Raw genomic sequence first — 22,404 nt, 5'->3', positions numbered from 1 at the left:
CGGGGAGCGGTTCTTCCCCTTGTCCGCTCCCCGACAACCCCCGGCCGATCATGTCGGACTTGCCACGGGCCTGCGGGCCGTCCCGGATCGTCGGGCCGGGCCCCCGGGGGTGTTCGCCCTTTCTTTGCTGATCGTTCTTAGTCTTCCTATAAGTCTTTTGGATCAACGGGTTGCGTAAACGCGGCGGGTCACCTTCGGCGCAGCGGGTCCGTCGTTGCCCCCTGCTGGCACGCCGGTTGCAAAACCCGGGTGCGAGCCGCTGAGGCGGCCGACGTAACCATCGGTCAGGAGGGATTAACCCATGAGACAGGCAGCAATCTACGGCAAGGGCGGCATCGGCAAGTCCACCACCACGCAGAACCTGGTGGCGGCGCTCGCCGAGAAAGGCAAGAAGGTGATGATCGTCGGCTGCGATCCGAAGGCCGACTCCACCCGCCTGATGCTCCATGCCAAGGCGCAGAACACGGTCATGCACCTGGCCGCCGAGGCGGGCAGCGTCGAAGACCTTGAGCTCGAGGACGTCCTGCAGGTCGGCTACGGCGACACCAAGTGCGTCGAGTCCGGTGGCCCGGAGCCGGGGGTCGGCTGCGCCGGCCGCGGCGTGATCACCGCCATCAACTTCCTCGAGGAGGAGGGCGCCTACGAGGACGACCTGGACTTCGTCTTCTACGACGTCCTTGGCGACGTGGTCTGCGGCGGCTTCGCCATGCCCATCCGCGAGAACAAGGCCCAGGAGATCTACATCGTCGTCTCCGGCGAGATGATGGCCATGTACGCGGCGAACAACATCGCCAAGGGCATCGTGAAGTACGCCAGCTCCGGCGGCGTGCGCATGGCCGGGCTGATCTGCAACTCCCGCAACACCGACCGCGAGGACGAGCTCATCGAGAACCTCGCCAGCCGGCTGGGTACCCAGATGATCGGCTTCATCCCGCGGGACAACATGGTCCAGCACGCCGAGATCCGGCGTATGACGGTCATCGAGTACAACCCGGAGTGCAAGCAGGCCGACGTCTACCGCGAACTGGCGGACAACGTCATCAACAACACCCAAATGGTCGTGCCCACGCCGCTGGGCATGGATGACCTCGAGGACCTGCTCATGGAGTTCGGCATCCTCGAGGAGGAGGACGAGTCCATCGTGGGGCAAAAGGCCGACGAGACCGCCTCGGCGTAAAGGGGGAGAGCCAATGAGCAGCATGACGCAGGATGAGGCCCAGGCGCTGATCGAGGAGGTCCTCGAGGTCTATCCCGAGGCTACCCGCGAGGAGCGCGCCAAGCACCTGGCCGCCGTCGGGGCCGACCAGCAGCCGAGCAAGTGCGTGACCTCCAACCGCAAGTCGGTGCCCGGGGTCATGACCCAGCGCGGCTGCGCCTACGCCGGCTCCAAGGGCGTGGTCTGGGGGCCGATCAAGGACATGGTGCACATCTCCCACGGCCCGGTGGGCTGCGGCCAGCTCTCGCGGGCCGGCCGTCGCAATTACTACACCGGCCACACCGGCGTGGACACCTTCGGCACCATCAACTTCACCTCCGACTTCCAGGAGCGGGACATCGTCTTCGGCGGTGACCCCAAGCTCGAGAAGATCATCGACGAAGTCGAGATGCTCTTCCCGCTCAACAAGGGCATCACCGTGCAGTCGGAGTGCCCCGTCGGGTTGATCGGCGACGACATCGACTCGGTGGGCCGTCAGGCCACCGAGCGCCTCGGTAAGCCGGTTATCCCGGTGCGCTGTGAGGGCTTCCGCGGGGTCTCGCAGTCCCTCGGCCACCACATCGCCAACGACACCATCCGCGACCACGTCCTGGAGAACCGCGACGGCGACGGCCACCAGGCCGGGCCCTACGACGTGGCCATCGTCGGTGACTACAACATCGGCGGCGATTGCTGGGCCTCGCGCATCCTGCTCGAGGAGATGGGCCTGAACGTGGTTGCCCAGTGGTCCGGCGACGGCACCCTGGCCGAGATGGAGAACACGCCCAAGGTGCAGCTCAACCTCCTGCACTGCTACCGCTCCATGAACTACATCTGCGAGCACATGGAGAAGACCCACGGCATCCCGTGGATGGAGTTCAACTTCTTCGGTCCGACGCGCATCGCCCAGAGCCTGCGCGAGATCGCTGCCCGGTTCGACGAGACCATCCAGGCCAACGCCGAGGCCGTCATCGCCAAGTACCAGCCGATGATGGACGCGGTGATCGCCAAGTACCGGCCGCGGCTGGAGGGCAAGAAGGTGATGCTCTACGTCGGCGGTCTGCGCTCGCGCCACGTCATCGGCGCCTACGAGGACCTGGGCATGGAGGTGCTCGGCACCGGCTACGAGTTCGCCCACGACGACGACTACGACCGCACCTACCCCGAGCTCAAGGAGGGGACGCTGGTCTACGACGACGCCAACGCCTTCGAGCTGGAGCGCTTCATCGAGCGGGTCCAGCCGGACCTGGTGGCCGCCGGGATCAAGGAGAAGTACGTGTTCCAGAAGATGGGTCTGCCGTTTAGGCAGATGCACTCCTGGGACTACTCCGGGCCGTATCACGGCTACGACGGCTTCGCGATCTTTGCCCGGGATATGGACATGACCCTCAACAACCCGGTCTGGGACCGCATGACCCCGCCGTGGAAGGCCACCGGCGAGCCGGCCTCCAAGGCGGCCTGACCATCTCAGCCAGGGGCGGGCCGCTCAGCCGGCCCGCCCGAACAGGGCAAGGCGCCGTGCCCGCAGCGCGGCGCAGCTGGAGGAAGCGCAATGAACGAAGACACCGAAGCCATCAAGCCGTGCTACCCGCTGTTCCGGGATGACGACTACCAACAGGTCCTCAGCCGCAAGCGCCGGGAGCAGGAGGAGGGCGTCGACGCGGCGAAGATCGACGAGACCTTCGAGTGGACCACCACCGAGGAGTACCAGCAGCTGAACTTCTCGCGCGAGGCGCTGACCGTCGATCCGGGTAAGGTCTGTCAGCCCCTCGGGGCGGTGCTCTGCTCGCTGGGGTTCGAGAAGACGCTGCCCTACGTCCACGGTTCCCAGGGGTGTGTGGCCTACTTCCGGACCTACTTCAACCGCCACTTCAAGGAGCCGGTGGCCTGTGTCTCCGACTCCATGACCGAGGATGCCGCGGTCTTTGGCGGGCACAAGAACATGAACCAGGGGCTGCAGAACGCCTACCAGATCTACCAGCCCGAGGTGATCGCCGTCTCCACCACCTGCATGGCCGAGGTCATCGGCGACGACCTCAACGCCTTCATCGGCAACGCCAAGGACGAGGGGTATCTGCCGCAGGAAGTGCCCACGCCTTTTGCGCACACGCCGAGCTTCGTCGGCAGCCACGTCACCGGCTGGGACGGCATGTTCGAGGGCATTGCCCGCTACTTCACCATCAACGAGATGGAGGACAAGCAGCCGGGCAGCAACGGCAAGGTCAACCTGGTGCCTGGCTTCGAGACCTACCTGGGCAGCTACCGCTGGCTCAAGCGCGCCCTGGGCGAGATGGGCGTGGAGGCCTCACTGCTCTGCGATCCCACCGAGGTGCTCGACACCCCGGCCGACGGTGAATACCGGATGTACGCCGGTGGGACGCCGATTGACGAGGTCCGTGACGCCCCCAATGCGCTGGACACCCTGCTGCTCCAGCCGTGGATGCTGACCAAGACCAAGAAGTACATCAAGCAGACCTGGAAGCACGATTGCCCCGAGGTTCAGGTGCCCATCGGCCTCGAGGGAACCGACAACTTCCTGATGAAGGTCTCGCAGATCACCGGCAAGCCGATCCCCGAGTCCCTGGAGCTCGAGCGCGGGCGGCTGGTGGATATGATGACCGACTCCCACCAGTGGCTGCACGGCAAGCGCTTCGCCCTGTGGGGGGATCCGGACTTCGTCATGGGCATGACCCGGTTCCTCACCGAACTCGGCGCCGAGCCGCGCCACGTGCTCTGCCACAACGCCAATAAGCGCTGGGGCAAGGCCATGCGCGCCATGCTCGAGCAGACCCCGTACGGTGAGAGCGCCCAGGTCTACGTCGGCAAGGATCTCTGGCACATGCGCTCGCTGTGCTTCACCGACAAGCCGGATTTCATGATCGGTAACTCCTACGGGAAGTTCATCCAGCGCGACACCCTCTACAAGGGCAAGGAGTTCGAGGTGCCGCTGATCCGCCTCGGCTTCCCGATCTTCGACCGGCATCACCTGCACCGCAACAGCATCTGGGGCTACGAGGGGGCGATGTACATCCTCACCACCATCGTCAACGAGGTGCTCGCCCGGCTCGACGAGGAGACCCGTCACATGGGGGTCACCGACTTCAACTACGACCTGGTCCGGTGATCGAGGAGGAAAGAGCATGGCCATGAAGATCGATCCGGAACTGTGCACCAGCTGCGGCGACTGCGAGCCGGAGTGCCCGGAGGCGGCCATCAAGCGCAACAAGATGGGCCTCTACGAGATCATCGCGGACCGCTGCACCGAGTGCGAGGGGCATTTCGAGATGCCCCGCTGCGAGGAGGTCTGCGAGGTGGACGAGTGCATCGTCCCCGCCGACTGAAGGGAGGAGACGGCATGCAGGATGCGTCACTGCAACCGGAACTGGCCCTGCGCATCGGGCTGGCGGCGCGCGAGCTCCCGGAGCTCGACGTATCGCAGCTGGTGCGGGTGCTGACCGGGCTGCTCGGGGCACCGTTGAGCGCCGAGAAGCTCGCCGGGGTGACCCCCCGGGGGCTGCGCGACGCCGGCGGGGCCCACCACCTGGAGGCCGTTCAGCAGGCCCCGGCGGAGCGGCTGGAGGCCGCCTGCCGGGCCCTGCATGGCGAAGAGGCGGCACCAGAGCCGGTCCCCGATCCGGAGCCGGGTCCGTCGCCAGAGGGGACCATCCGGGTCGCCTGCGCCTCGAACAGCGGCGGTGAGCTGGATGGTCACTTCGGCGCCTGCGCCCGGTTCCTCATCTACGAAGTCGGTGCCGCCGGCTGCCGGCTTGCCGAGGTCCGGCCGGTGGCCGAGGCGGTCACTGGCAGCGGCACCCGGCGCGACGACCGCATCGCGGCCCGGGTGGCGCTGATCGCCGACTGCCACGTGCTGTACTGCTGCTCGATCGGCGGCCCGGCGGCGGCCAAGGTGGTCAACGCCGGGGTCTTTCCCATGAGGCGCGACGCCGGGGGAGCGGCCGCGGCGCACATGGACGAGCTTCGCGCCGCCCTGGCCGAGCGCCCGCCGCCGTGGCTGGCCCGGCTGATGGCCGGAGAAGGTGCGGCGCGGGTCGCGCCGTGAGGCCGGTTACCGGACGGGGCCAGCAATAGAATCCAACCATAAGCCACAAGGAGTTCACGGGATGCCAAGAGCCCAGGTAACGTTCAAGGATATCGATCTGACCGTCAGCGCGCCGGCGGGAACCCGGATCATCGAGCTGTCCGAGAAGGTCGGCTCGGGGATTGTCTACGGCTGCCGCGAGGGGGACTGCGGCACCTGTCTGTGCAAGGTGCTCGACGGAGAAGAGAACCTGAGCGCGCCCTCGGAGGTGGAGCAGAAGCTGCTACGCGAGCACTTTGCGGGCAAGCAGCAGCGCATCGCCTGCCAGGCGCAGATCCTCGGGGATGTCACGCTGAAACCGGCCTGATCCGCGCAGGGCGGGTCGGATACCCCGCGGGGCGGCGGCAGGGGGGACGCCGTCCCGCGGGGTCGTTGACATTCAGCGCTGCTGCTTGAGGTGGAAGGCCCGCCCGCCGAGGGCGATCAGGTAGAAAGGCATGAGCACGGTGCCCACGGCTACCACCATGGCGATGAAGCCGAGGAAGCTTAGCCCCTCGCCCACCGTCGCCATCATCCACAGGCCGAGGATCAGCAGCAGGGCTGCGGGCAGGGCCTGCCCCGCCGGCGGCAGCTTGGCGGCGATGCCGGGGATGACGAAGATGAACAGGGCCAGGGCCATGATCGCCATCAGGATCCCGCCGAACCAGTAGGCGCCGGCCGAGGCCGCGACGGCGCCGAGCACGCCGGTGGCCACCGCCACCAGGAAGGTGACGAGCTCGAGACGCGTGTGTTCCTTCTGAAGCATGGGTAAAGGCTCCTCTCGGATACCGGGTTCCGCGGGAGCTGCGGCGTGTTGCCCCGCTGTGGCTCCCGCACTCGCGTGTCATGGTGCCACAATCTAAGGATGAGACCGGTGCGCGGGCAAGCGCCGAGGCCCGCTGCACCGGACCTTTGGCCGGATTCTGCCGGATGCGATCGAGGGAGCCGTCATGAGCATGCAGAAAATCGTCTTCGCCAGCGACCTGTCGGAACGCGCCGGGCGGGCCGGGCGCCGTGCCGTACAGTTGGCCGAGGCCTGGGACGCCACGCTGGAGGCGGTCCACGTCATCGAAAGCGACGCGCCGGGGCTGCGCGCGCTCAGCGGCTCGCCGGATCGGGAAGGGGTGTTCCAGGCCGCCGCCGAGCAGCAGCTCCAGTCCGGGACCCCGGGCCACCGCGCCCAGCCCCGGGTCCTGATCGGGGATGTGATCGGCGAGGTGGTCTACGCCGCGGACGAGGGCGGCGCCGACCTGCTGGTCGTCGGTGCCCACGGCCGGCAGTACGTGCGCGACTGGATCCTGGGCACCACCGCCGAGCAGCTGGTTTGCCACGCACGGACGCCGACGCTGGTGGTCCGGCGCGACTCCGATGCGCCGTATCGGCGCGTTGCTGTGGGCGTCGATTTCTCGGATTGCTCGCGGGCGGCGCTTCAGTACGCGCGGCGCTGTTTCCCGGCGGCCGAGCTGCACCTGCTCTATGTGGTGGATACCGCCGAGCTGGATCGCATGCGCGCTGCCGGCATCGGCGATAGCTACATCCAGGAGCAGCAGACGCGCTGGATGGACGAGGCGCGGGCCGACCTGGAATCGTTCGCCCGGGACGAGGGGCTGGGCGCCGACGAGGTGCACCTGGAGGTGCACGCCGGCTATCCGGCCACGATCCTGCTCGAGGCCCTGGGCGGGCTGGGCGCCGATGTGGTGGTGATGGGCAACCACGGGCGTGGCCGCTGGGCGAACATGCTGCTCGGCAGCGTTGCCGCACGGCTGCTGCGGGAGGTGTCCACGGATCTGCTGCTGGTCCGCGACGACGCCCCCGGGTTCGAGGACGGGGACTGAGCGCTGCTCCGGGGCCCTGCCGGAGGGATCCGGCAGGGGCAGGGTCGGTGGGGCGGGTTTACTGCTCGGTGGCGCAGGCGGCCCAGGCGCTGATGAGCTCGGTCTCCTGCTCGAAGAAGCGGTCGACGGCGGCCTCGGTGGACTCGTCCCGACCGATGAACAGGTAGTCGTTGAGCATCTCCAGGTCGTAGTCCATGCAGCCGATGAAGGCGGCGATCTGCGGATGGTCCTCGTCGAAGCCGAGGCGGGCGAGGGCGTGGATGGTCTCCGCGCCGCCAAGCGCGCCCCTCGGATCGTCGAGGAACGCCAGCTGGTAGGCGCCGAACTTCCAGTGCGGGCTCCAGCCGGTGACCACGATGGGCTCGTCGCGGCGCGCGGCCCGGTCCAGCGAGGCCGTCATGCCGGCGTCGCTGGCCTCGATCAGCGTATAATCCAGCCCGTAGGTCTCGATGGCCTCGTGGGACAGGCGCATCAGCCCGGCGCCCGGGTCGATGCCCTGGATGGTCCCGTCGAGCGCGTCCTGCCAGCGCTCCTCATTGAGCTGATCGATGCTGGTCAGTCCGTCCTCGTACAGCCAGCGCGGCACCACCCAGCCCAGGCGGGCGTCGCCGTAGAGCACGCCCAGGTCGAGCAGGTCGTCACTGTAGCGCTCGATGTAGTCCTCGTGGGTGATCGGCTGCCACGACATCAGCATCAAGTCCAGGTCGCCGCGGGCGATGCCGGTGTACTGCGGCGCGATGTCGGTCTGGACCAGTTCGACGTCGACGTCGTAGCGCTCCTCGAGCAGCCGTTCGGCGATCCGGGTGACGAACTCCGCGTCGGCCCAGGCCGTCCAGCCGATGCGAATCTCCTGGCCGGCGCTGGCCGCCAGCGGGGCAATGAGCAGCGCAGCACCGGCGGTGCGCAACCATGAATGAGCCATCGGGCTATCCTCCATTACGGGGTCGAACCCCCCAGCGGAGTATAGTCCGTCGATCCGGCCGCGCCGGATTCAGGCCCGGGCCACCTCCGGGAAGCGCTCGATCAGGGCCACCGCCCCGTCGACCAGGCGCTCGCCGCGGCTGACCAGCTTCTCGGTGCTGGCGAAGCCGAAGCGGTGGACGTCGCGCAGCGGCTTGTCGACGACCACCAGCTTGCCGGCAAGCACGAAGGCGCGGCCGAAGCCTTCGTGGCTGAGGTTGATCACCGGCACCGCCATCACCCCGCTGCGCGCCTCGATCCGCGCGGACACGGCGTTGTAGAAGGTGCGCACCCGGTTGACCGTTTCGCCGTCGGGGTCGGCGACCACGGGGATGGCGCGCTTGCGCTCGGGGGTGAGGATGAACGGATCGATGACCGCCGCATCGCTGTAGTGTTCCCACGCCCCGAAGGTGTCCGTGGCACGGACCTGGCGGAGCAGCTCACGGATGAACGGTGTCTCGAGGGCGGGATCCTGGTCGTCCAGGACCTGCGCGGTGGCGGTGGTTTCGGGTTGCTCGTCCTGCGGGTTCCAGGTCCACATGGGGGTTCCTCCCTGGTTGGCTGCAGCTGGTCAGTCGGCCCACCAGCCGGTGGCCTCCATGGCGTCGAAACGGGCCTCGCCGGCCGGTTCGCCGCGCAGGGCCCGGCTCAGCCAGGCCGGCGGGCGCTCGCGCAACTGCGCGATCAGGGTGCCCAGCACGGTGTCGATGGCGGTGCCGTGGGAGACCTTGCGCGGCTGGCACCCCTGTGTGAGCAGCCGTCGCACGGCCGGGGCGCCGATGGCGTTGCAGTAGAGCGCGGCGCAGCCCTCGACGACCTGCAGGCGCGGTGCCAGGCGGTCGCAGTCCGGCGCCGCGTCGGCCGGCTCCTCGATGTCGGCCACCTCCAGCAGCCGGGTGCCCGAACACCCCACCTGGTAGATGGCGAAGCCGCTGGCCAGCCCGAAGTGCTGGTCCACGGTGTGCCGGTCGGCGGTGGCGAAGGCGATGCGCACCGAGCCCTGGTGGGCGGGTTCCAGCCCCTCCCCGTCGGCGATCCTTAAGTGACGGACAGTCATCACGGCTCCTCAGGCGATATCGGCGCTGCGGTAGATCGAGCGGTAGGGGCGCACGTCGCCGTGCACCTCGCGATGCTCGAGGAGGGTGTTGGCCAGCTCGAAGAGGGTGTCGCGGCTGCCGCGGTAGCCCACCCGGGGGCGGGTGTGCAGCCCGACCCGCTCCCAGATGGGGTAGCCGCACTGCACGATGGGCACCCCCAGCCGGCCGGCGGTGGCGGCGGCGTGGCCGCTGCCGAGGATCAGCTCCACGCCGTCCTCGCGGCCGTGGTGCTCCAGCGCCTCCAGGTCGCCGATATGCACCCGGCGCGCCGGTACGGCGTCGAGCACCGGCGAGCGCTCCGGGGCCACGGCGGTGGTCACCTCGGCGCCGGCGTCGTGGAGCAGGGTGGTCAGCCCGGCGAGCAGGTCCGCCTCGGTGGCCACGCCCACCGGCGTGGTGCCGAGCACCGAGTGGGTGTCGAGCAGGGCGTCCTGCAGCTGCCGACGCTGGCGCTGGATGCGTGGTGGCGGGGCGGTGCGGTCGGCGATGGCGCACAGGACCATGACCAGCCGGTCCGTGGCGTGCAGGCCCATCAGGTGCTCGAAGCGGTAGTCGGGGACCCCGGTGCGCTCGCGCAGCCGGTCCGCCGCGCGGTTCAGCGAGGCGCCCACGACCACCGTGGCGGCGGCGTCGCCGCAGCCACGCAGCGCCTCCAGCGGCGTCCCGTCGGTGGTGATGGGGCTGAAATCGTCGTCGTCCAGGTGGCCGTCCATGGAGGCCCCCAGGTCGGGGATGGCCACCGGCTCCAGGCCGAAGGCCTCGAGCAACTCGCACAGCGCCTCGGCATCCCCGGGCGAGACGGCGTCGGAGAGCAGCAGGTTGACCCGCCGCGGTGCCCGGCCGGGGCGGGTGCCCTCGGCGGGGACCAGGTGTTCGATGACCGCCTCCACCGTGGCCGCGTAGCCACTGGCCAGGCTGCCGACGAAATCCGGCGTGTTCACCGGCACCACGGCGGTGGTGGCGTGCTCCGGGTGCTCGCTGCGGAAGGTGCGCACCAGTCGTTCGATGTCCGTACCCTCGGCCTCCGAGAGCCCGGTGGTCAGCAGCGTGATCAGCGCCGGCGCGGACTTGCTGCACAGGGTATCCAGGGCGCCGAGGACGTTATCGTCGGCGCCGAGCACCGCGCTGATCGGGTCGATGGCCGTGGTCTGCAACGGGATCGGCTCGTTGAAGTGGCGCACGAAGTAGACCTTGCCGAAGGCCGTGCAGCCCTGGGCGCCGTGGAGCAGCGGCACGGCGCCGCGGAAGCCGAGGGTGGCGAGGGTGCCACCCACCGGTTGACTGGCCTTCAGCGGGTTGACGCTCAGCGGGCTGGTGGATCGTTCGATGCGGGTCATGGCCCGGTCCTCCCTTCCTGCCGTTCCCAGGGCGCCGGTTCACGCACCTGGGGCCAGATGGGGCTCTCGATGCTGCGGCACAGCTGGCGGGCCAGCTCCACCATGCCGGTGTAGCCGGCGTAGGCGTGGGGGCGCTCCTGGTTGATGTCCAGAAACGGGATGCGCGCCTTCAGCGCGGTGTACATGTTCCGTCCGCCGGCGATGAGCACGTCGGCCTCGTGGGCGCGGACGGTGTCGATCAGCGTCCGCGGCGCGCCGCTATCGAGCATCTGCGCCTGCTCGCCCATCAGCTCGCGGATACGCGCCTTGTCCGCCTCGGTGGATTTGCGCGTTCCGGTGGCCACCACCTCCATGCCCAGATCCTGCAGCGCCGAGACCACCGACCAGCTCTTCACGCCGCCGGTATAGAGCAGGGCGCGGCGCCCGCGCAGGCGCTCGCGGTAGGGCTCCAGCGCGGCATCGGCGCGGGCCTCCTCGCGGGCGATGACCTGCTCGGTGCGCTCGGTCAGTGCCGGGTCGTCGATCAGCCGGGCGAAGCCGCGCAGGGCGGCGGAGGTGTCGGCGACGCCGTAGAAGCTGCCCTCGAAATACGGGATGCCGTAGCGCTCCTCCAGGGTGCGCGCCACATTCAGCAAAGCCTTGGAGCAGACCAGCATGTTGGCCTCGGCCCGGTGGAGGGTCTGCAGCTCGCGGTAGCGGGCGTCGCCGGATAGGCTGCCGAGCAGGCGCAGGCCGAGCTCGTCGAGCAGCGGCAGGACGTTCCAGAATTCGCCGGCGATGTTGAACTCGCCGATCAGGCCCACGTCGTGGATCTGGCGGTCCGCCGGTTGGTCCTCTGCCGGCACCGGTTCCGGCTCGCGGGTGCCGACGATGTGCCGGACCACCGCCTCGCCGGCGATGCGGTTGCCCAGGTTTTTGCTGCCGTAGAATCCGGCGCAGTCCACCGGGATGACTGGCGTGCCCCAGCGGCGCTCGGCGCTGCCGCACACCGCCTCGAGGTCGTCGCCGGTGAGTGCCGGTACGCAGGTGTTGTAGACGAACACCGCCGCCGGGGCGTGTTCGTCCACGGCCTGCTTGATGGCGTGGAACAGCCGCGCCTCGCCCCGGCCCATGATCACGTCCTGCTCGCTGAGGTCGGTGGTCATACCGATGCGCCACAGGGTGGGCCCGGTGGAGCGGGTGCCGCGGTTATCCCAGGAACTGCCGGCGCAGCCGATGGGGCCGTGGACGATGTGGGCGGCATCGGCCACCGGCAGCAGGGTGATCTGGGCGCCGTCGAAGGCGCAGCCGCCGGCGGCGGCCCCGGGGGTGGGACGTGCGCAGCCGGACTTCGACCCCTGGTTGTGGGCGCAGCCCGGCTCGTCGAGCAGAGCGGCGATCTCCTGGTTGCGCATGGGCGGGCAGCTCCGGTCGTGGGTGGCTTGCCCGCAGTGCAGCAAGGCGCGTGCCACGCCCGGTCCGCGGTCGCCGCCGCCCTGTGCCGGGCGGTGACCGGGCGGCGAGCGGCGCGCGCGTGTCGCAAATCCGACGGGCGGGCGTTATCGTGTGCCCTTTCGCACAACCTGCGTTGACCCGGGATAGGGCGCACCGCAGACTATTTGGAATCGTTGCAAAGTACCCGGGACCCGAGCCATGCGGCAGATCCTGCTCGACACCGAGACCACTGGCATGGACCCCGCCGAGGGGCACCGCATCATCGAGATCGGCTGCGTGGAACTCGAGCGCCGGCGGCTGACCGGCAACAACTTCCACGAGTACCTCAATCCCGATCGGGCGGTGGACGAGGGCGCGGAGAACGTTCACGGCCTGTCGAACCGCTTCCTGGCGGACAAGCCGCGTTTCGCCGACATCGCCCGGCGCTTCGTCGACTATGTCCGGGATGCCGAGCTGATCATCCACAACGCCCCCTTCGATGTCGGCTTCATCGACGCCGAGTTGGCCCGTCTGGGGCCGGCGTGGGGGCAACTCGAGGACTACTGCACCGTCACCGATTCGCTGCAGCTGGCGCGGCGCATGCATCCGGGGCAGCGCTGCAGCCTCGACGCGCTGTGCAAGCGCTACGGCGTGGACGGCTCGCGGCGCGAACTCCACGGCGCGCTGCTCGACTCCGAGCTGCTCGCCGAGGTCTACCTGGCCATGACCGGTGGCCAGGGCAAGCTCTCCCTGGACGGCGAGGGCCTGGAGCCGGGCGGCGCCGAGCCGATCCAGCGGCTGTCCCCGGAGCGGCCGCGACTGCGCGTCCCGGAATCGGGCGAGCTGGAGCGCGAGGCCCACGAGCAGTTGCTCCAGCGGATCGAGGCGACCTGCGCTGGCCCGGCGCTGTGGCGCCGGGCGGGCGGCGGCGAAGAGGCGGCCGGCTCATGATCCGGGCACCGCTGCGGGCGCTGACCTTCGATCTCGACGACACCCTGTGGTCCGTCGAGGACGTGCTCGCGGCGGCCGAGCAGACCCTGCACGACTACCTGCGCGAAGCCTACCCGGTGGTGGCCGAGCGCTTCGATCCCGACCGCATGCGCCAGCTCCGCCGCGAACTCGCCGCCGCGCGGCCTGAGCTGACGCGCAACGCGACCACCCTGCGCCGTGCCACCATGGCCGAGATCGCCCGCTGCTGCGGGATCGATGGGACGGCCGCGGAGCGCTTTGTGGAGCAGACCTTTGCCGTCTTTCTCGAGGCGCGGCAGGCCCGGGTGGCCCCGTTCCCCGAGGTGTTGCCGGCGCTGCGCGAGCTCTCGGCGCGCTTTCGGATCGGCGTGATCACCAACGGCAACGCCGATGTCTACCGTACGGCGCTGGGGCCCTGCGTCGACTTCGTGGTGCGCGGCGTGGATATTGACATCCCCAAGCCGGAGCCGGCGATCTTCGCCCTGGCCTGTGAGCGTGCCGGGGTACCGCCGGGGGAGGTCCTGCACGTCGGTGATGATCCGCACACCGACGCCGCCGGCGCCCTGGCCGCGGGTATGCAGGCGGCGCTGATGTGCCGTCACGGCCCGCCGGAGCCGCCGGACGGCGTGCCCGACTGCCTCATGGTCCCGGACATGGAGGCGCTGCGCCGTGCCATCGAGCGCAGTGTGGGTGCGGGGCCGGCACAGGACGTTTAGAATGCTGTACAAAAGATGTACAAACCCAGGGAGATCATGAGTCGGGAGAGTGAGCAGAACCGGGAGGATGGTGCCCAAGAGCCAGAGCCACGCATACCGGTCGGCGTGAGCAGCTGCCTGCTCGGCGAGGAGGTGCGCTACGACGGCAGCCACAAGCGCAATCCCTTCGTGACCGAGGCGCTCTCGCGCTACTTCCGCTACGTGCCCGTCTGCCCCGAGGTGGCCATCGGGCTGCCCACCCCGCGGCCGCCCATCCGCCTGGAGCAGGCCGAGGACGAGCGGGTGCGGGTGCGTGGTGTGCGTGACCGGCAGACCGACGTCACCGAGGCCATGGAGGCCTACGGCCGCGAGAAGGGGCGTGAGCTGCACTGGCTCAGCGGCTATATCCTCAAGTCCAAGTCGCCGAGTTGCGGCATGGAGCGGGTCAAGGTGTATAAGCCCGACGGCCATCCGGCCGGGTTCTCAAGCCGTGGCGCCTACGCGCGGACACTGATGGAGACGAATCCGCTGCTGCCGGTCGAGGAGGAGGGCCGGCTCAATGATCCGGCCCTGCGCGAGGGCTTTGTCTGTCGGGTCTTCTGCTACTACCGTTGGCAGCGCCTGGTCGAGGCGGGTCTGACGCGCAAGGCCCTGGTGGACTTCCACGCCGAGCACAAGCTGTTGCTCATGGCCCACGACGACCAGCGCATGCGCGCGCTCGGGCGGTTGGTCTCGACGCTGGGCGAGCGGCCGCTGGAGGCCGTGGCCGAGGCCTACATCGAGGCGTTCATGGCGGCGCTGGCCCGGCCGGCCACCCGGGGGCGGCACGCCAACGTGCTCTATCACCTGCTCGGCTACCTCAAGCGGGAGCTGGATCCGGCGGACAAGCAGGAGGTCGTGGACGTCATCGAGCAGTACCGCACCGGCATGGTGCCGCTGATCGTGCCGGTGACGCTGCTGCGCCACCACTTCCGCCACTGGCCGGATCCCTACGTGGAGCGGCAGTTCTATCTCTACTGGAGCCCGCCGGAACTGGCGCTGCTCAATCAGGTCTGACCGGGCGGCCGGGGTCGCTCCACGACATTCGAGACGAAAAGGAAGGGCTGCGTGCCGTTACGTTCGTTGCTGCGCAAGGGTTGGGGGGTCGCTGCGCCCGTGGTGGTGCTGCTGGCGGCCGTGCTGGTGCTGGCGGCGCTGGTCTGGACCCGCCCCGATCCGCCTGCCGAGGAGCCCACCGAACCCTCGTGGGTGGTCGCCACCGAGCGCGCCGAGCCCGGCGTCCACCAGCCGCTGCTGCGCCTGTTCGGCTATATCGAGTCGCCCTCGGATGTCACCGTCAAGTCCGCGGTGGAGGCCGACGTCGCCGAGGTCCGGGCGCGCGACGGCCGCGTGGTGGAGGCCGGCGAGCTGCTGGTGCGCCTGGACGACGGTGAACTGCGTGACACCCTGCGCCAGCGTCAGGCCGATCTCGACGAGCAGGAGGCCGCACTGCGCCAGGAGCGCCGCGCGGTTGCGGCGGACCGCGAGGATCTCGAGGCCGAGAAGGCGCTGCTGGCCATCGATGAGCGGCGGGTGGCGCGGCTCGAGGAGCTCGTGGCCGACAACGCCGCCTCGCCCTCGGAACTCGACGACGCCGAGGAGGCCCGGGAGCGGCAGCGCCAGGCGGTGATCCGGGCGCAACAGGCGGTGGACGACGCCGAGGAGCGCTTGGCCGTGGCCGAGGCGCGGCGCGACAGTGCGGAGGCGGCCCGCGACCAGGCCCGGCGCGACGTGCGCCGCACCGAGGTGCGTGCCCCCTTCGACGGCCGGGTCAGGGCGGTGGCCGTGGGCCGGGGCGATCGAGTGAGCCCGGGCAGCGAACTCGTCGGCCTCTACGACACCGGCGAGCTGGAGGTCCGGGTGCAGATCCCCACCACGCGCATCGGGGCCCTCTATCGGGCCCGCGCCGCTGACACCGGGGTGTACGGTGAGGCCCTGGTGGACGGCCGCGGGCTCGCCCTGGAGCTGGACCGGCTGGCCGGGCACACCCCCCGGGAGCGCGGCGGGGTCGAGGCGATCTTCGCCGTCGAGGAGCGCCACGACGAGGTCGCCCTGGATCGCTTTGCCGAGGTGATGCTGGAGCTGCCCCCGGAGCCGGGCACGCTGGTGGTGCCCTACGAGGCGCTCTACGGCACCGAGCGGCTCTACGTCATCGAGGAGGACGAGGAGGCCAAGCGCCTACGCGGCATCGAGGTGCAGCGCCTGGGCGAGGCGCGGCGCCCCGACGGGGGCCGGGGGGCGCTGGTTCGCGCCCCGGAGATCGATGCCGGCACGCAGATCGTTACCACCCAGATCCCGCAGGCCACGGATGGGCTGCGCGTGCGCGTCGAAGCGGAGAGCCGCTAGGCGATGGTCGAGCAGCGGCGAGACGCGCTGCGCTGGTTGGCGGAGCACCCGGTAGCGGCCAACCTGGTGTTGGCGCTGATGTTCATCAGCGGCTTCTACGCCGTCAGCCAGCTCAACACCCAGTTCTTCCCCAGCTTCGAGCTCGACGTGGTCACCGTGCAGGTGCAGTGGCCGGGCTCCACCGCCGAGGACGTCGCCGACTCGGTCACCACCCCCCTGGAGGACGCCGTGCGCGACGTCCAGGGGCTGCGTGAGATGCAGTCGCGCTCGGCGGACGGCGTCAGCAACATCAGCCTTGAGTTCTTCCAGGGCACCGACATGGCCGACACGGTGGAGGACGTCAAGGACCGCGTCGCCGCCGTGCGCAACCTCCCGGAGGAGGCCGAGGAGCCGACCATCCGGCGCATCACCCAGTTCGACCCGGTGGCCCGCGTGGTGCTCAGCGGCGATGCCCCGCCATCGAGCATGCGCGCCTGGGCGCGTGAGCTCGAGGACGACCTGCTGCGCCGCGGGGTGGCCAATGTCGAGGTCACCGGCATGCCGGATCTGGAGACGGCCATCGAGGTCGAGCAGCGCGTGCTGCTCGACTCCGGTCTGACCTTCGGCGACCTGGGGGCTGCCATCGACGCCGAGAGCACCGATCTGCCCGGCGGCGAGGCCGGCGAGGCGGATATCGCCCGGCAGCTGCGCAGCCTCGAGCAGCGCCGCGGCGTGCAGGAGTTCCGCGATCTGCAGATCACCGACGGCGATGGCCAGCCGCTGCTGCTCAGCGACCTGGCGCAGATCGAGCGCCGCGCCCGGGACGGCCAGGTGGACTTCCGCCTGGGCGAGGACACCGCCATCGAACTCTACGTCCAGCGCGCCGAGGGCGAGGACGCCCTGGGGGCGGCGGCCATCCTCGAGGCCTGGTACGACGATGTCACGCCGACCCTACCCGAGGGGCTCGAGCTCACCGTCTACGACGAATTCTGGGAGCTGATCAGCGAACGCATCGGCCTGCTGGTCAGCAACGGCCTGGCCGGGCTGCTGCTGGTGGTGGCCATCCTCTTCACCTTCCTCACCGCCCGGGTGGCGTTCTGGGTGACGGTGGGCATCCCCGCCGCCTTCCTCACCGCGCTGGTGGTGCTCTGGGGCGTGGGCGGCAGCATCAACATGATGAGCCTCTTCGCGCTGATCATGACCCTGGGGATCATCGTCGACGACGCCATCGTGGTCGGAGAGCGCGGCGTGGCCCGCTTCCAGCGCGGCGAATCGCCGGGGGAGGCCGCCGCCGGCGGCGCGCGGGACATGCTCGCCCCGGTGATGGCCTCTTCGCTGACCACGGTGGCGGCGTTCATCCCGTTGATGGCGATCAGCGGGGTGATGGGCAATATCCTCTTCGACATCCCGTTGGTGGTGATCTGCGTGATCATCGCCTCACTGATCGAGGCCTTCATCGTCCTGCCCGGGCACCTGCGCCGCTCCTTCGAGGGCGATCAGCGCGGGCGCGAGCCGAGCCGCTTCCGGCGCTGGGTGGACAGCGGCTTCCACGGTTTCCGCGAGGGGGCTTACCGGCGCGGCATCACCCGGGCGGTGGAGTGGCGCTGGACCACGGTCTCGTCGGCGGTGGCGCTGCTGGTGGCGGCGGTGGGACTGGTGGTTGGTGGTCGGATCGAGTTCACCTTCTTCCCCGAGCCCGAGGGGACGGTGCTGCACGCCAACGTCGGCTTCGCGCCGGGCACGCCGCCGGAGCGGGTGGAGGCCTTCCTGGCCGACATGGAGCGCCAGCTCCACGCCGCCGACGAGGCGCTCTCCGAGCAGCGGCTGGTGCGCACCCACACCGTGCGCTACGGCGAGATGCAGGCCCGCGACGCCCAGGACGCCAACCGTGGCGATCATTACGGCAGCATCGCCGTGGAGCTGATCTCGCCGGAGGATCGTGACGTCCGCAACACCGATCTGATGAACGCCTGGGAGGAGCGCATCACCGAGCGCCCCGGTCTGGAGCGGCTGGTCATCCGCGAGCGCAGCGCCGGCCCGCCCGGCGAGGACATCGACGTCCGCCTGACCCAGGGGGATCCGGGCACCCTGCGGGCGGCCGCCGACGAGCTGCGCCAGGTGCTGCACCGCTATCCGGGGCTGGGCAGCATCGACGACGACCTGCCCTACGGTCAGGAGCAGTGGGTGTACCGTCTCACCGCCGAAGGCCGGGCCCTGGGGCTGACCACCGAGGCGGTCAGCCGGCAGGTGCGCGATGCCTTCGCCGGCGAGCTGGCCCAGGTCTACCACCAGGGCCGTGACGAGGTGGAGGTGCGCCTGCGCCAGCCGCTGGCCGAGCGCCGCGATCTCTCGGCGGTGACCGATCTGCAGATCCGCCTGCCCGACGGGGATCTGGTACCGCTGGAGAGCGTGGCCACCATCGAGTCGCGCCGTGGTTTCGAGGTGGTGCGCCACCACAACGGCGAGCTGGCCGTGAGTGTGACCGGCGACGTGGACGACCGGGTGGCCAACACCGGGCAGATCCGCGCCGATCTGCGCGAGAATGTCCTGCCGGAACTCACCGAGCGTTACGGCGTGGCCGCCGAGTTCGGCGGGCAGGCGGACTTCCAGGACGAGACCCTGGCCGATATGCAGCGCGGGCTGTTCTTCGCCCTGGGGCTGATCTACCTGATCCTGGCGTGGGTCTTCGCCTCCTACGGCTGGCCGCTGCTGGTGATGTCGGTGATCCCCTTCGGGCTGGTCGGGGCGCTGGTCGGCCACTGGGTCATGGGGCTCGACCTGACCCTGCTCTCGCTCTTCGGCCTCTTCGGCCTGACCGGCATCACCGTGAACAACGCCATCATCCTGACGCTGTTCTACAAGCAGATCCGCAATGACGGCACACCGGTGGTCGAGGCCCTGGCCGAGGCCTCCTGCCAGCGCCTGCGGGCGATGATCCTCACCTCGCTGACCACCATCGGCGGGCTGTTGCCGCTGCTCGCCGAGCAGTCGGTACAGGCGCAGTTCCTCATCCCCATGGCGGCGGCCATCGCCTTCGGTCTGGCCGGGGCCACGGGTATCGTGCTGTTCCTGATGCCGGCGCTGCTGCGCATCTATGAAGACGCGGTTGCCGGGGTGACGCGGTGGCGGTACGGTACAACGCCATGACCGAGCATGCGGACCATACGCCCCGGTTCGGGGCCCTGATCATCGGCGACGAGCTGCTCACCGGCCGGCGCCGTGATCGGCACATGGAGGCGGTGATCGAGCGGCTCGACGCCCGCGGGCTGGAGCTCGCCTGGGCACGGCTGATCGGTGACGACCCGCAGTTGCTGACCCGCACCCTGGGCGAGACCTTCGCCGGGGGCGACATCGTCTTCAGCTTCGGCGGCATCGGCGCCACTCCCGACGACCGCACCCGGCAGTGCTGCGCCGAGGCGGTGGGACGGCCGTTGGAGCGCCACCCCGAGGCCGAGGCGGCCATGCGCGAGCAGTTCGGTGCCGAGACCACCGAGCAGCGCCTGCGCATGGTGGAGTTTCCCGCCGGCGCCTGGATGATCCCCAACCCGGTCAACCGGGTGGCGGGCTTCTCCTGGGGCGACCACCACTTCGTCCCCGGCTTCCCGCGCATGGCCTGGCCCATGGTGGAGTGGGTGCTGGACACCCACTACGCCCACCTGCAGGCGCCGGGCCGCACGCTGCAGCGCGCGGTGCGTGTCCCCGGGGCGCGCGAGGGGGCGATGATCCCGCTCCTTGAGCGCTTCACCGCCGCGTACCCGGATCTGCGCATCTCCTGCCTGCCGGGTGGCGGCCGCGAGCGCGGCTTCGAGGTCGAGCTCGGTGTGCGCGGGCCGGCGCCGCGGGCCACCGAGGCGCTGGAGGCGCTCACCCGCGAACTCGAGGCCGCTGGCTACGGCTGGGAGCCGGTAGCCGACGCAACTCCCGGCGCTGGCAACGGTCCAACCCCATAATCCCCTGCGTTACCCATCGAGGTCCTGAGCCCATGTCGGATCCCTCCGTCATCGAGCCGTCCACCCGCTATTTCCGTCCCGAGGCGTTCACCGCCGACGAGACGCTCAGCGCCGATGAGCGCGAGGCGCTGCGCGAGCGCATCCGCGCGCTCCTGCGCGAGCGCGATGCGGTGCTCGTCGCCCACTACTACACCGACGCCGAGCTGCAGCGGCTGGCCGACGAGACCGGCGGCTGTGTCGCCGACTCGCTGGAGATGGCCCGCTTCGGCGCCGAACATCCGGCCTCCATGCTGGCCGTCGCCGGCGTGCGCTTCATGGGCGAGACGGCCAAGATCCTCACCCCGGACAAGCGGGTGATCATGCCGGATCTCGAGGCCACCTGCTCGCTGGATGTCGGCTGTCCGGCCGACGAGTTTGCGGCGTTCTGTGATCAGCACCCGGATCGCACGGTGGTGGTCTACGCCAACACCTCCGCGGCGGTGAAGGCCCGCGCCGACTGGGTGGTGACCTCGAGCATCGCCGTGGACGTGGTGGCCCACCTGCACGAGCGCGGCGAGAAGATCCTCTGGGCGCCGGACAAGTACTTGGGGGACTACGTGCAGCGCCAGACCGGTGCGGACATGCTGCTCTGGGATGGCAGCTGCATCGTCCACGAGGAGTTCCGCGGCCTGGAGCTGGCCGATATGCGCCAGGCGCACCCCGGGGCCCGGGTGCTGGTCCACCCGGAGTCGCCGGCGGCGGTGGTCGAGCAGGCCGACGTGGTCGGCTCCACCTCGCAGCTGATCCGTGCCGTGGCCGAGATGGAGGCCGACACCTTCATCGTTGCCACCGACGCCGGCATCTTCCACAAGATGCACGAGGCTGCCCCGGACAAGACGCTCATCGAGGCGCCCACCGCCGGGCGCAGCGCCACCTGCCGCTCCTGCGCTCACTGCCCGTGGATGGCCATGAACGGGCTGCGCAGCCTGGCGGCGGCGCTCGAGGCCGGTGAGCCGCAGGTCACCGTGGATCCCGGGGTGGCAGCCGGGGCGCGGCGCTCGCTCAACCGTATGCTCGATTTCGCCGCCGAGCGGGCCCGGCAGGTCCTCGGCACCGGCGACGCCTGACCGGCACGCCCGGCGCGGTGGCTACCCCGCGGCGGCGTCCGCCGCGCGGCGCTCGGCGATGCGCCGCTGCAGCGCTTCGTGGCGGATCTCGTCCACCGGAAAGTCCCACATCAGCCCCATGGCCGCGAGCTTGAGCGCCGCCGGGGCGATCCCCGCGACGAGCAGCAGGGTGCTGACCTCGCCCGTGCCCGGGGCGGGGTTGGGCGGGGCGAGGGCCACGGTCAGCAGCGCCGCAGCGCCGGCCAGGGTGAAGCCGACGCGGCCAGCCAGCGACCAGACGGCGAAGTGCAGTCCGGTGCGCGGGGCGCCGGTGTGGGCGGCTTCGACGTCGGGGATATCGGCCTGGATGGCGGCGGAGAGCGCCCAGTCCAAGCCGCCGGTGAGCCCAAGCAGGGCAGCGAGGATGAGCAGCGGCAGGGTGTGGCCCGGTCCGAGCAGCGGGATCCAGATCAGCACCGCGGCGGCGAGGACCAGGGCGGCGCACCACATGGCGTGCTTGCTGTAACGCAGGGCCAGCGCCGCACCCAGAGGCAGGCCGATGAGTGCCGCCAGGAGGTAGGCCGCCAAGGCGGTCGGGGCGGCGCTGGCGTCGCCGACGATGCCGGCGGCGATGGGCAGCAGCAGGGCGGCGGCGAGGGTATTGGCGGCGACGTTGGCCGTGTGGGCGCCGAGCAGCCGGCGCCACGCCCGCAGCCCGCCCAGGCGTCGGGCGATTACGCCGAACCCGCCGGGCGGGGCCGCCGGCTGCCGGTCCGGCAGGGCGAGGATGGCCAGGGCCGCCAGGGCGGTGACGCCGACGAGCAGTAGGTAGAGGGCCGCGAGCGCGTCGAGGCGCGCCGCGCCCACCTCCACGGCGAGCAGCGGGGCGCCCAGCCCGAGCCCGATGCCGAGCAGGGTGGCCAGCTGCGCCGCGGTGAACAGCCGAGTGCGGTCGTGGTAGCCGGCGGCCAGCTCGGCGCCCCAGGCCAGGTGGCTGACCCGCATGAGCACCCAGCCCAGGGTGGTCAGGGTGCCGCCGAGGAGCAGCGGCAGCAGACTGGTGCCGGGCTCGAGCAGCAGCAGCGGCGCCAGTCCTGCCAGGGTGAGTCCGGCACCGGCCCACCAGCCGCCCCGGCGCCGCGCCGCCAGGGGCACGGTGTCGCTCCAGGCGCCAGCGACCAGCACCGCGACAGCGTCGAGCAGGCGCAGCGCGATGAGCACCGCGATCACCGCCACGGCGGCCACCTCCGGTGCCTCCAGTCGTTGCGGAGCGATCTGCAGGAAGAACGGCGGCACGCTCGCTGCCAGCGGCAGGGCAGCCAGGGCGTAGACGAGCGTCGTCAGGGGCGAGGGGGTGGCGCTGCTGCGGGGTGTGGGATCGCTCATGGCGATACGCTACGATGCGTGCCGCCGGCGTGCCAGCGCC

Annotated in this window: 21 protein-coding genes; 14 read left to right on the top strand and 7 right to left on the bottom strand. The window is 70.3% G+C overall.

Features of this window, described 5'->3' with window-relative positions; genetic code table 11:
• The first annotated feature begins 301 nt into the window (after nt 1-301).
• The 6 genes from nifH (at nt 302) to LRF89_RS06445 (ending at nt 5,601) form a co-directional block, all read left to right on the top strand.
• Nucleotides 302-1,177, top strand: coding sequence for a nitrogenase iron protein (gene nifH / locus LRF89_RS06470; RefSeq protein WP_201168071.1), 876 nt, complete (start codon nt 302-304; stop codon nt 1,175-1,177).
• 13 nt (nt 1,178-1,190) lie between these two features.
• A complete protein-coding gene (gene nifD / locus LRF89_RS06465; protein WP_201168069.1) occupies nt 1,191-2,657 on the top strand; it encodes a nitrogenase molybdenum-iron protein alpha chain in 1,467 nt (488 codons plus the stop codon).
• A gap of 90 nt (nt 2,658-2,747) precedes the next feature.
• Entirely contained in the window at nt 2,748-4,319 is a 1,572-nt protein-coding gene (gene nifK / locus LRF89_RS06460) for a nitrogenase molybdenum-iron protein subunit beta (protein WP_201168066.1), read from the top strand.
• A 16-nt stretch (nt 4,320-4,335) separates the two neighbouring features.
• Nucleotides 4,336-4,536, top strand: a complete 201-nt coding sequence (locus tag LRF89_RS06455) for a 4Fe-4S binding protein (protein ID WP_201168064.1) — start codon at nt 4,336-4,338, stop codon at nt 4,534-4,536.
• A gap of 14 nt (nt 4,537-4,550) precedes the next feature.
• A complete protein-coding gene (locus LRF89_RS06450) occupies nt 4,551-5,255 on the top strand; it encodes a dinitrogenase iron-molybdenum cofactor biosynthesis protein (RefSeq protein ID WP_238636778.1) in 705 nt (234 codons plus the stop codon).
• Nucleotides 5,256-5,316: 61 nt separating this feature from the next.
• Complete coding sequence (locus LRF89_RS06445) at nt 5,317-5,601, top strand: 2Fe-2S iron-sulfur cluster-binding protein (protein ID WP_201168061.1); 285 nt, start codon at nt 5,317-5,319, stop codon at nt 5,599-5,601.
• Nucleotides 5,602-5,673: 72 nt separating this feature from the next.
• On the opposite strand, the gene LRF89_RS06440 is transcribed toward LRF89_RS06445, so the two are convergent.
• Entirely contained in the window at nt 5,674-6,039 is a 366-nt protein-coding gene (locus LRF89_RS06440) for a hypothetical protein (RefSeq protein ID WP_238633054.1), read from the bottom strand.
• Between the two features lie 184 nt (nt 6,040-6,223).
• Here LRF89_RS06440 and LRF89_RS06435 point away from each other — a divergent pair, with 184 nt between their 5' ends.
• Nucleotides 6,224-7,108 carry a universal stress protein gene (locus LRF89_RS06435; RefSeq protein WP_201168059.1) on the top strand — a complete coding sequence of 295 codons (885 nt, stop codon included), beginning with the start codon at nt 6,224-6,226 and terminating at the stop codon, nt 7,106-7,108.
• A 58-nt stretch (nt 7,109-7,166) separates the two neighbouring features.
• Here the strand turns inward: LRF89_RS06435 and LRF89_RS06430 are convergent, their stop codons facing one another.
• The 5 genes from LRF89_RS06430 to nifE form a co-directional block, all read right to left on the bottom strand.
• Nucleotides 7,167-8,030, bottom strand: a complete 864-nt coding sequence (locus LRF89_RS06430; protein ID WP_238636777.1) for a glycine betaine ABC transporter substrate-binding protein — start codon at nt 8,028-8,030, stop codon at nt 7,167-7,169.
• A gap of 69 nt (nt 8,031-8,099) precedes the next feature.
• The gene (locus tag LRF89_RS06425; RefSeq protein WP_201168057.1) at nt 8,100-8,609 is read right to left on the bottom strand and encodes a NifX-associated nitrogen fixation protein; all 510 of its coding nucleotides are present in this window, start codon (nt 8,607-8,609) and stop codon (nt 8,100-8,102) included.
• Nucleotides 8,610-8,639: 30 nt separating this feature from the next.
• The gene (locus tag LRF89_RS06420) at nt 8,640-9,125 is read right to left on the bottom strand and encodes a NifB/NifX family molybdenum-iron cluster-binding protein (RefSeq protein ID WP_201168056.1); all 486 of its coding nucleotides are present in this window, start codon (nt 9,123-9,125) and stop codon (nt 8,640-8,642) included.
• A 9-nt stretch (nt 9,126-9,134) separates the two neighbouring features.
• The gene (nifN, locus tag LRF89_RS06415; protein WP_201242836.1) at nt 9,135-10,502 is read right to left on the bottom strand and encodes a nitrogenase iron-molybdenum cofactor biosynthesis protein NifN; all 1,368 of its coding nucleotides are present in this window, start codon (nt 10,500-10,502) and stop codon (nt 9,135-9,137) included.
• Nucleotides 10,499-11,896 (bottom strand): nitrogenase iron-molybdenum cofactor biosynthesis protein NifE, encoded by a 1,398-nt coding sequence (nifE, locus tag LRF89_RS06410; RefSeq protein ID WP_238635533.1) that lies wholly within the window; start codon nt 11,894-11,896, stop codon nt 10,499-10,501. The genes nifN and nifE overlap by 4 nt, the downstream gene beginning before the upstream one ends.
• A gap of 238 nt (nt 11,897-12,134) precedes the next feature.
• Here nifE and dnaQ point away from each other — a divergent pair, with 238 nt between their 5' ends.
• Genes dnaQ through nadA form a run of 7 tightly spaced genes read left to right on the top strand, consistent with a single transcriptional unit; the run spans nt 12,135 to nt 20,999 of the window.
• Entirely contained in the window at nt 12,135-12,866 is a 732-nt protein-coding gene (gene dnaQ / locus LRF89_RS06405) for a DNA polymerase III subunit epsilon (RefSeq protein ID WP_238636776.1), read from the top strand.
• Nucleotides 12,863-13,600, top strand: coding sequence for an HAD family hydrolase (locus LRF89_RS06400; protein ID WP_201168052.1), 738 nt, complete (start codon nt 12,863-12,865; stop codon nt 13,598-13,600). Before dnaQ ends, LRF89_RS06400 begins: the two co-directional genes overlap by 4 nt.
• A 36-nt stretch (nt 13,601-13,636) precedes the next feature.
• Nucleotides 13,637-14,635 carry a YbgA family protein gene (locus LRF89_RS06395; RefSeq protein WP_238636775.1) on the top strand — a complete coding sequence of 333 codons (999 nt, stop codon included), beginning with the start codon at nt 13,637-13,639 and terminating at the stop codon, nt 14,633-14,635.
• A 51-nt stretch (nt 14,636-14,686) separates the two neighbouring features.
• Entirely contained in the window at nt 14,687-15,964 is a 1,278-nt protein-coding gene (locus LRF89_RS06390) for an HlyD family efflux transporter periplasmic adaptor subunit (RefSeq protein ID WP_201168050.1), read from the top strand.
• Nucleotides 15,965-15,967: 3 nt separating this feature from the next.
• Complete coding sequence (locus LRF89_RS06385) at nt 15,968-19,090, top strand: efflux RND transporter permease subunit (protein ID WP_201242840.1); 3,123 nt, start codon at nt 15,968-15,970, stop codon at nt 19,088-19,090.
• Nucleotides 19,087-19,893, top strand: a complete 807-nt coding sequence (locus LRF89_RS06380) for a competence/damage-inducible protein A (protein WP_201168048.1) — start codon at nt 19,087-19,089, stop codon at nt 19,891-19,893. The genes LRF89_RS06385 and LRF89_RS06380 overlap by 4 nt, the downstream gene beginning before the upstream one ends.
• A gap of 32 nt (nt 19,894-19,925) precedes the next feature.
• On the top strand, nt 19,926-20,999 hold the full coding sequence (gene nadA, locus LRF89_RS06375) for a quinolinate synthase NadA (protein WP_201168045.1): 1,074 nt from the start codon (nt 19,926-19,928) through the stop codon (nt 20,997-20,999).
• A gap of 21 nt (nt 21,000-21,020) precedes the next feature.
• Here nadA and LRF89_RS06370 read toward each other — a convergent pair whose 3' ends face one another.
• Nucleotides 21,021-22,364: an MFS transporter gene (locus LRF89_RS06370; RefSeq protein WP_201242842.1), complete on the bottom strand. Its 1,344-nt coding sequence runs from the start codon at nt 22,362-22,364 to the stop codon at nt 21,021-21,023.
• Nucleotides 22,365-22,404 lie beyond the last annotated feature (40 nt).

The organism is Halorhodospira sp. 9621 (assembly GCF_022228055.1).
GTDB lineage: Bacteria > Pseudomonadota > Gammaproteobacteria > Nitrococcales > Halorhodospiraceae > Halorhodospira > Halorhodospira halophila_A.
Note: the sequence above shows the minus strand (reverse complement) of the source record. Positions and strands in the feature narration are given on the sequence as shown.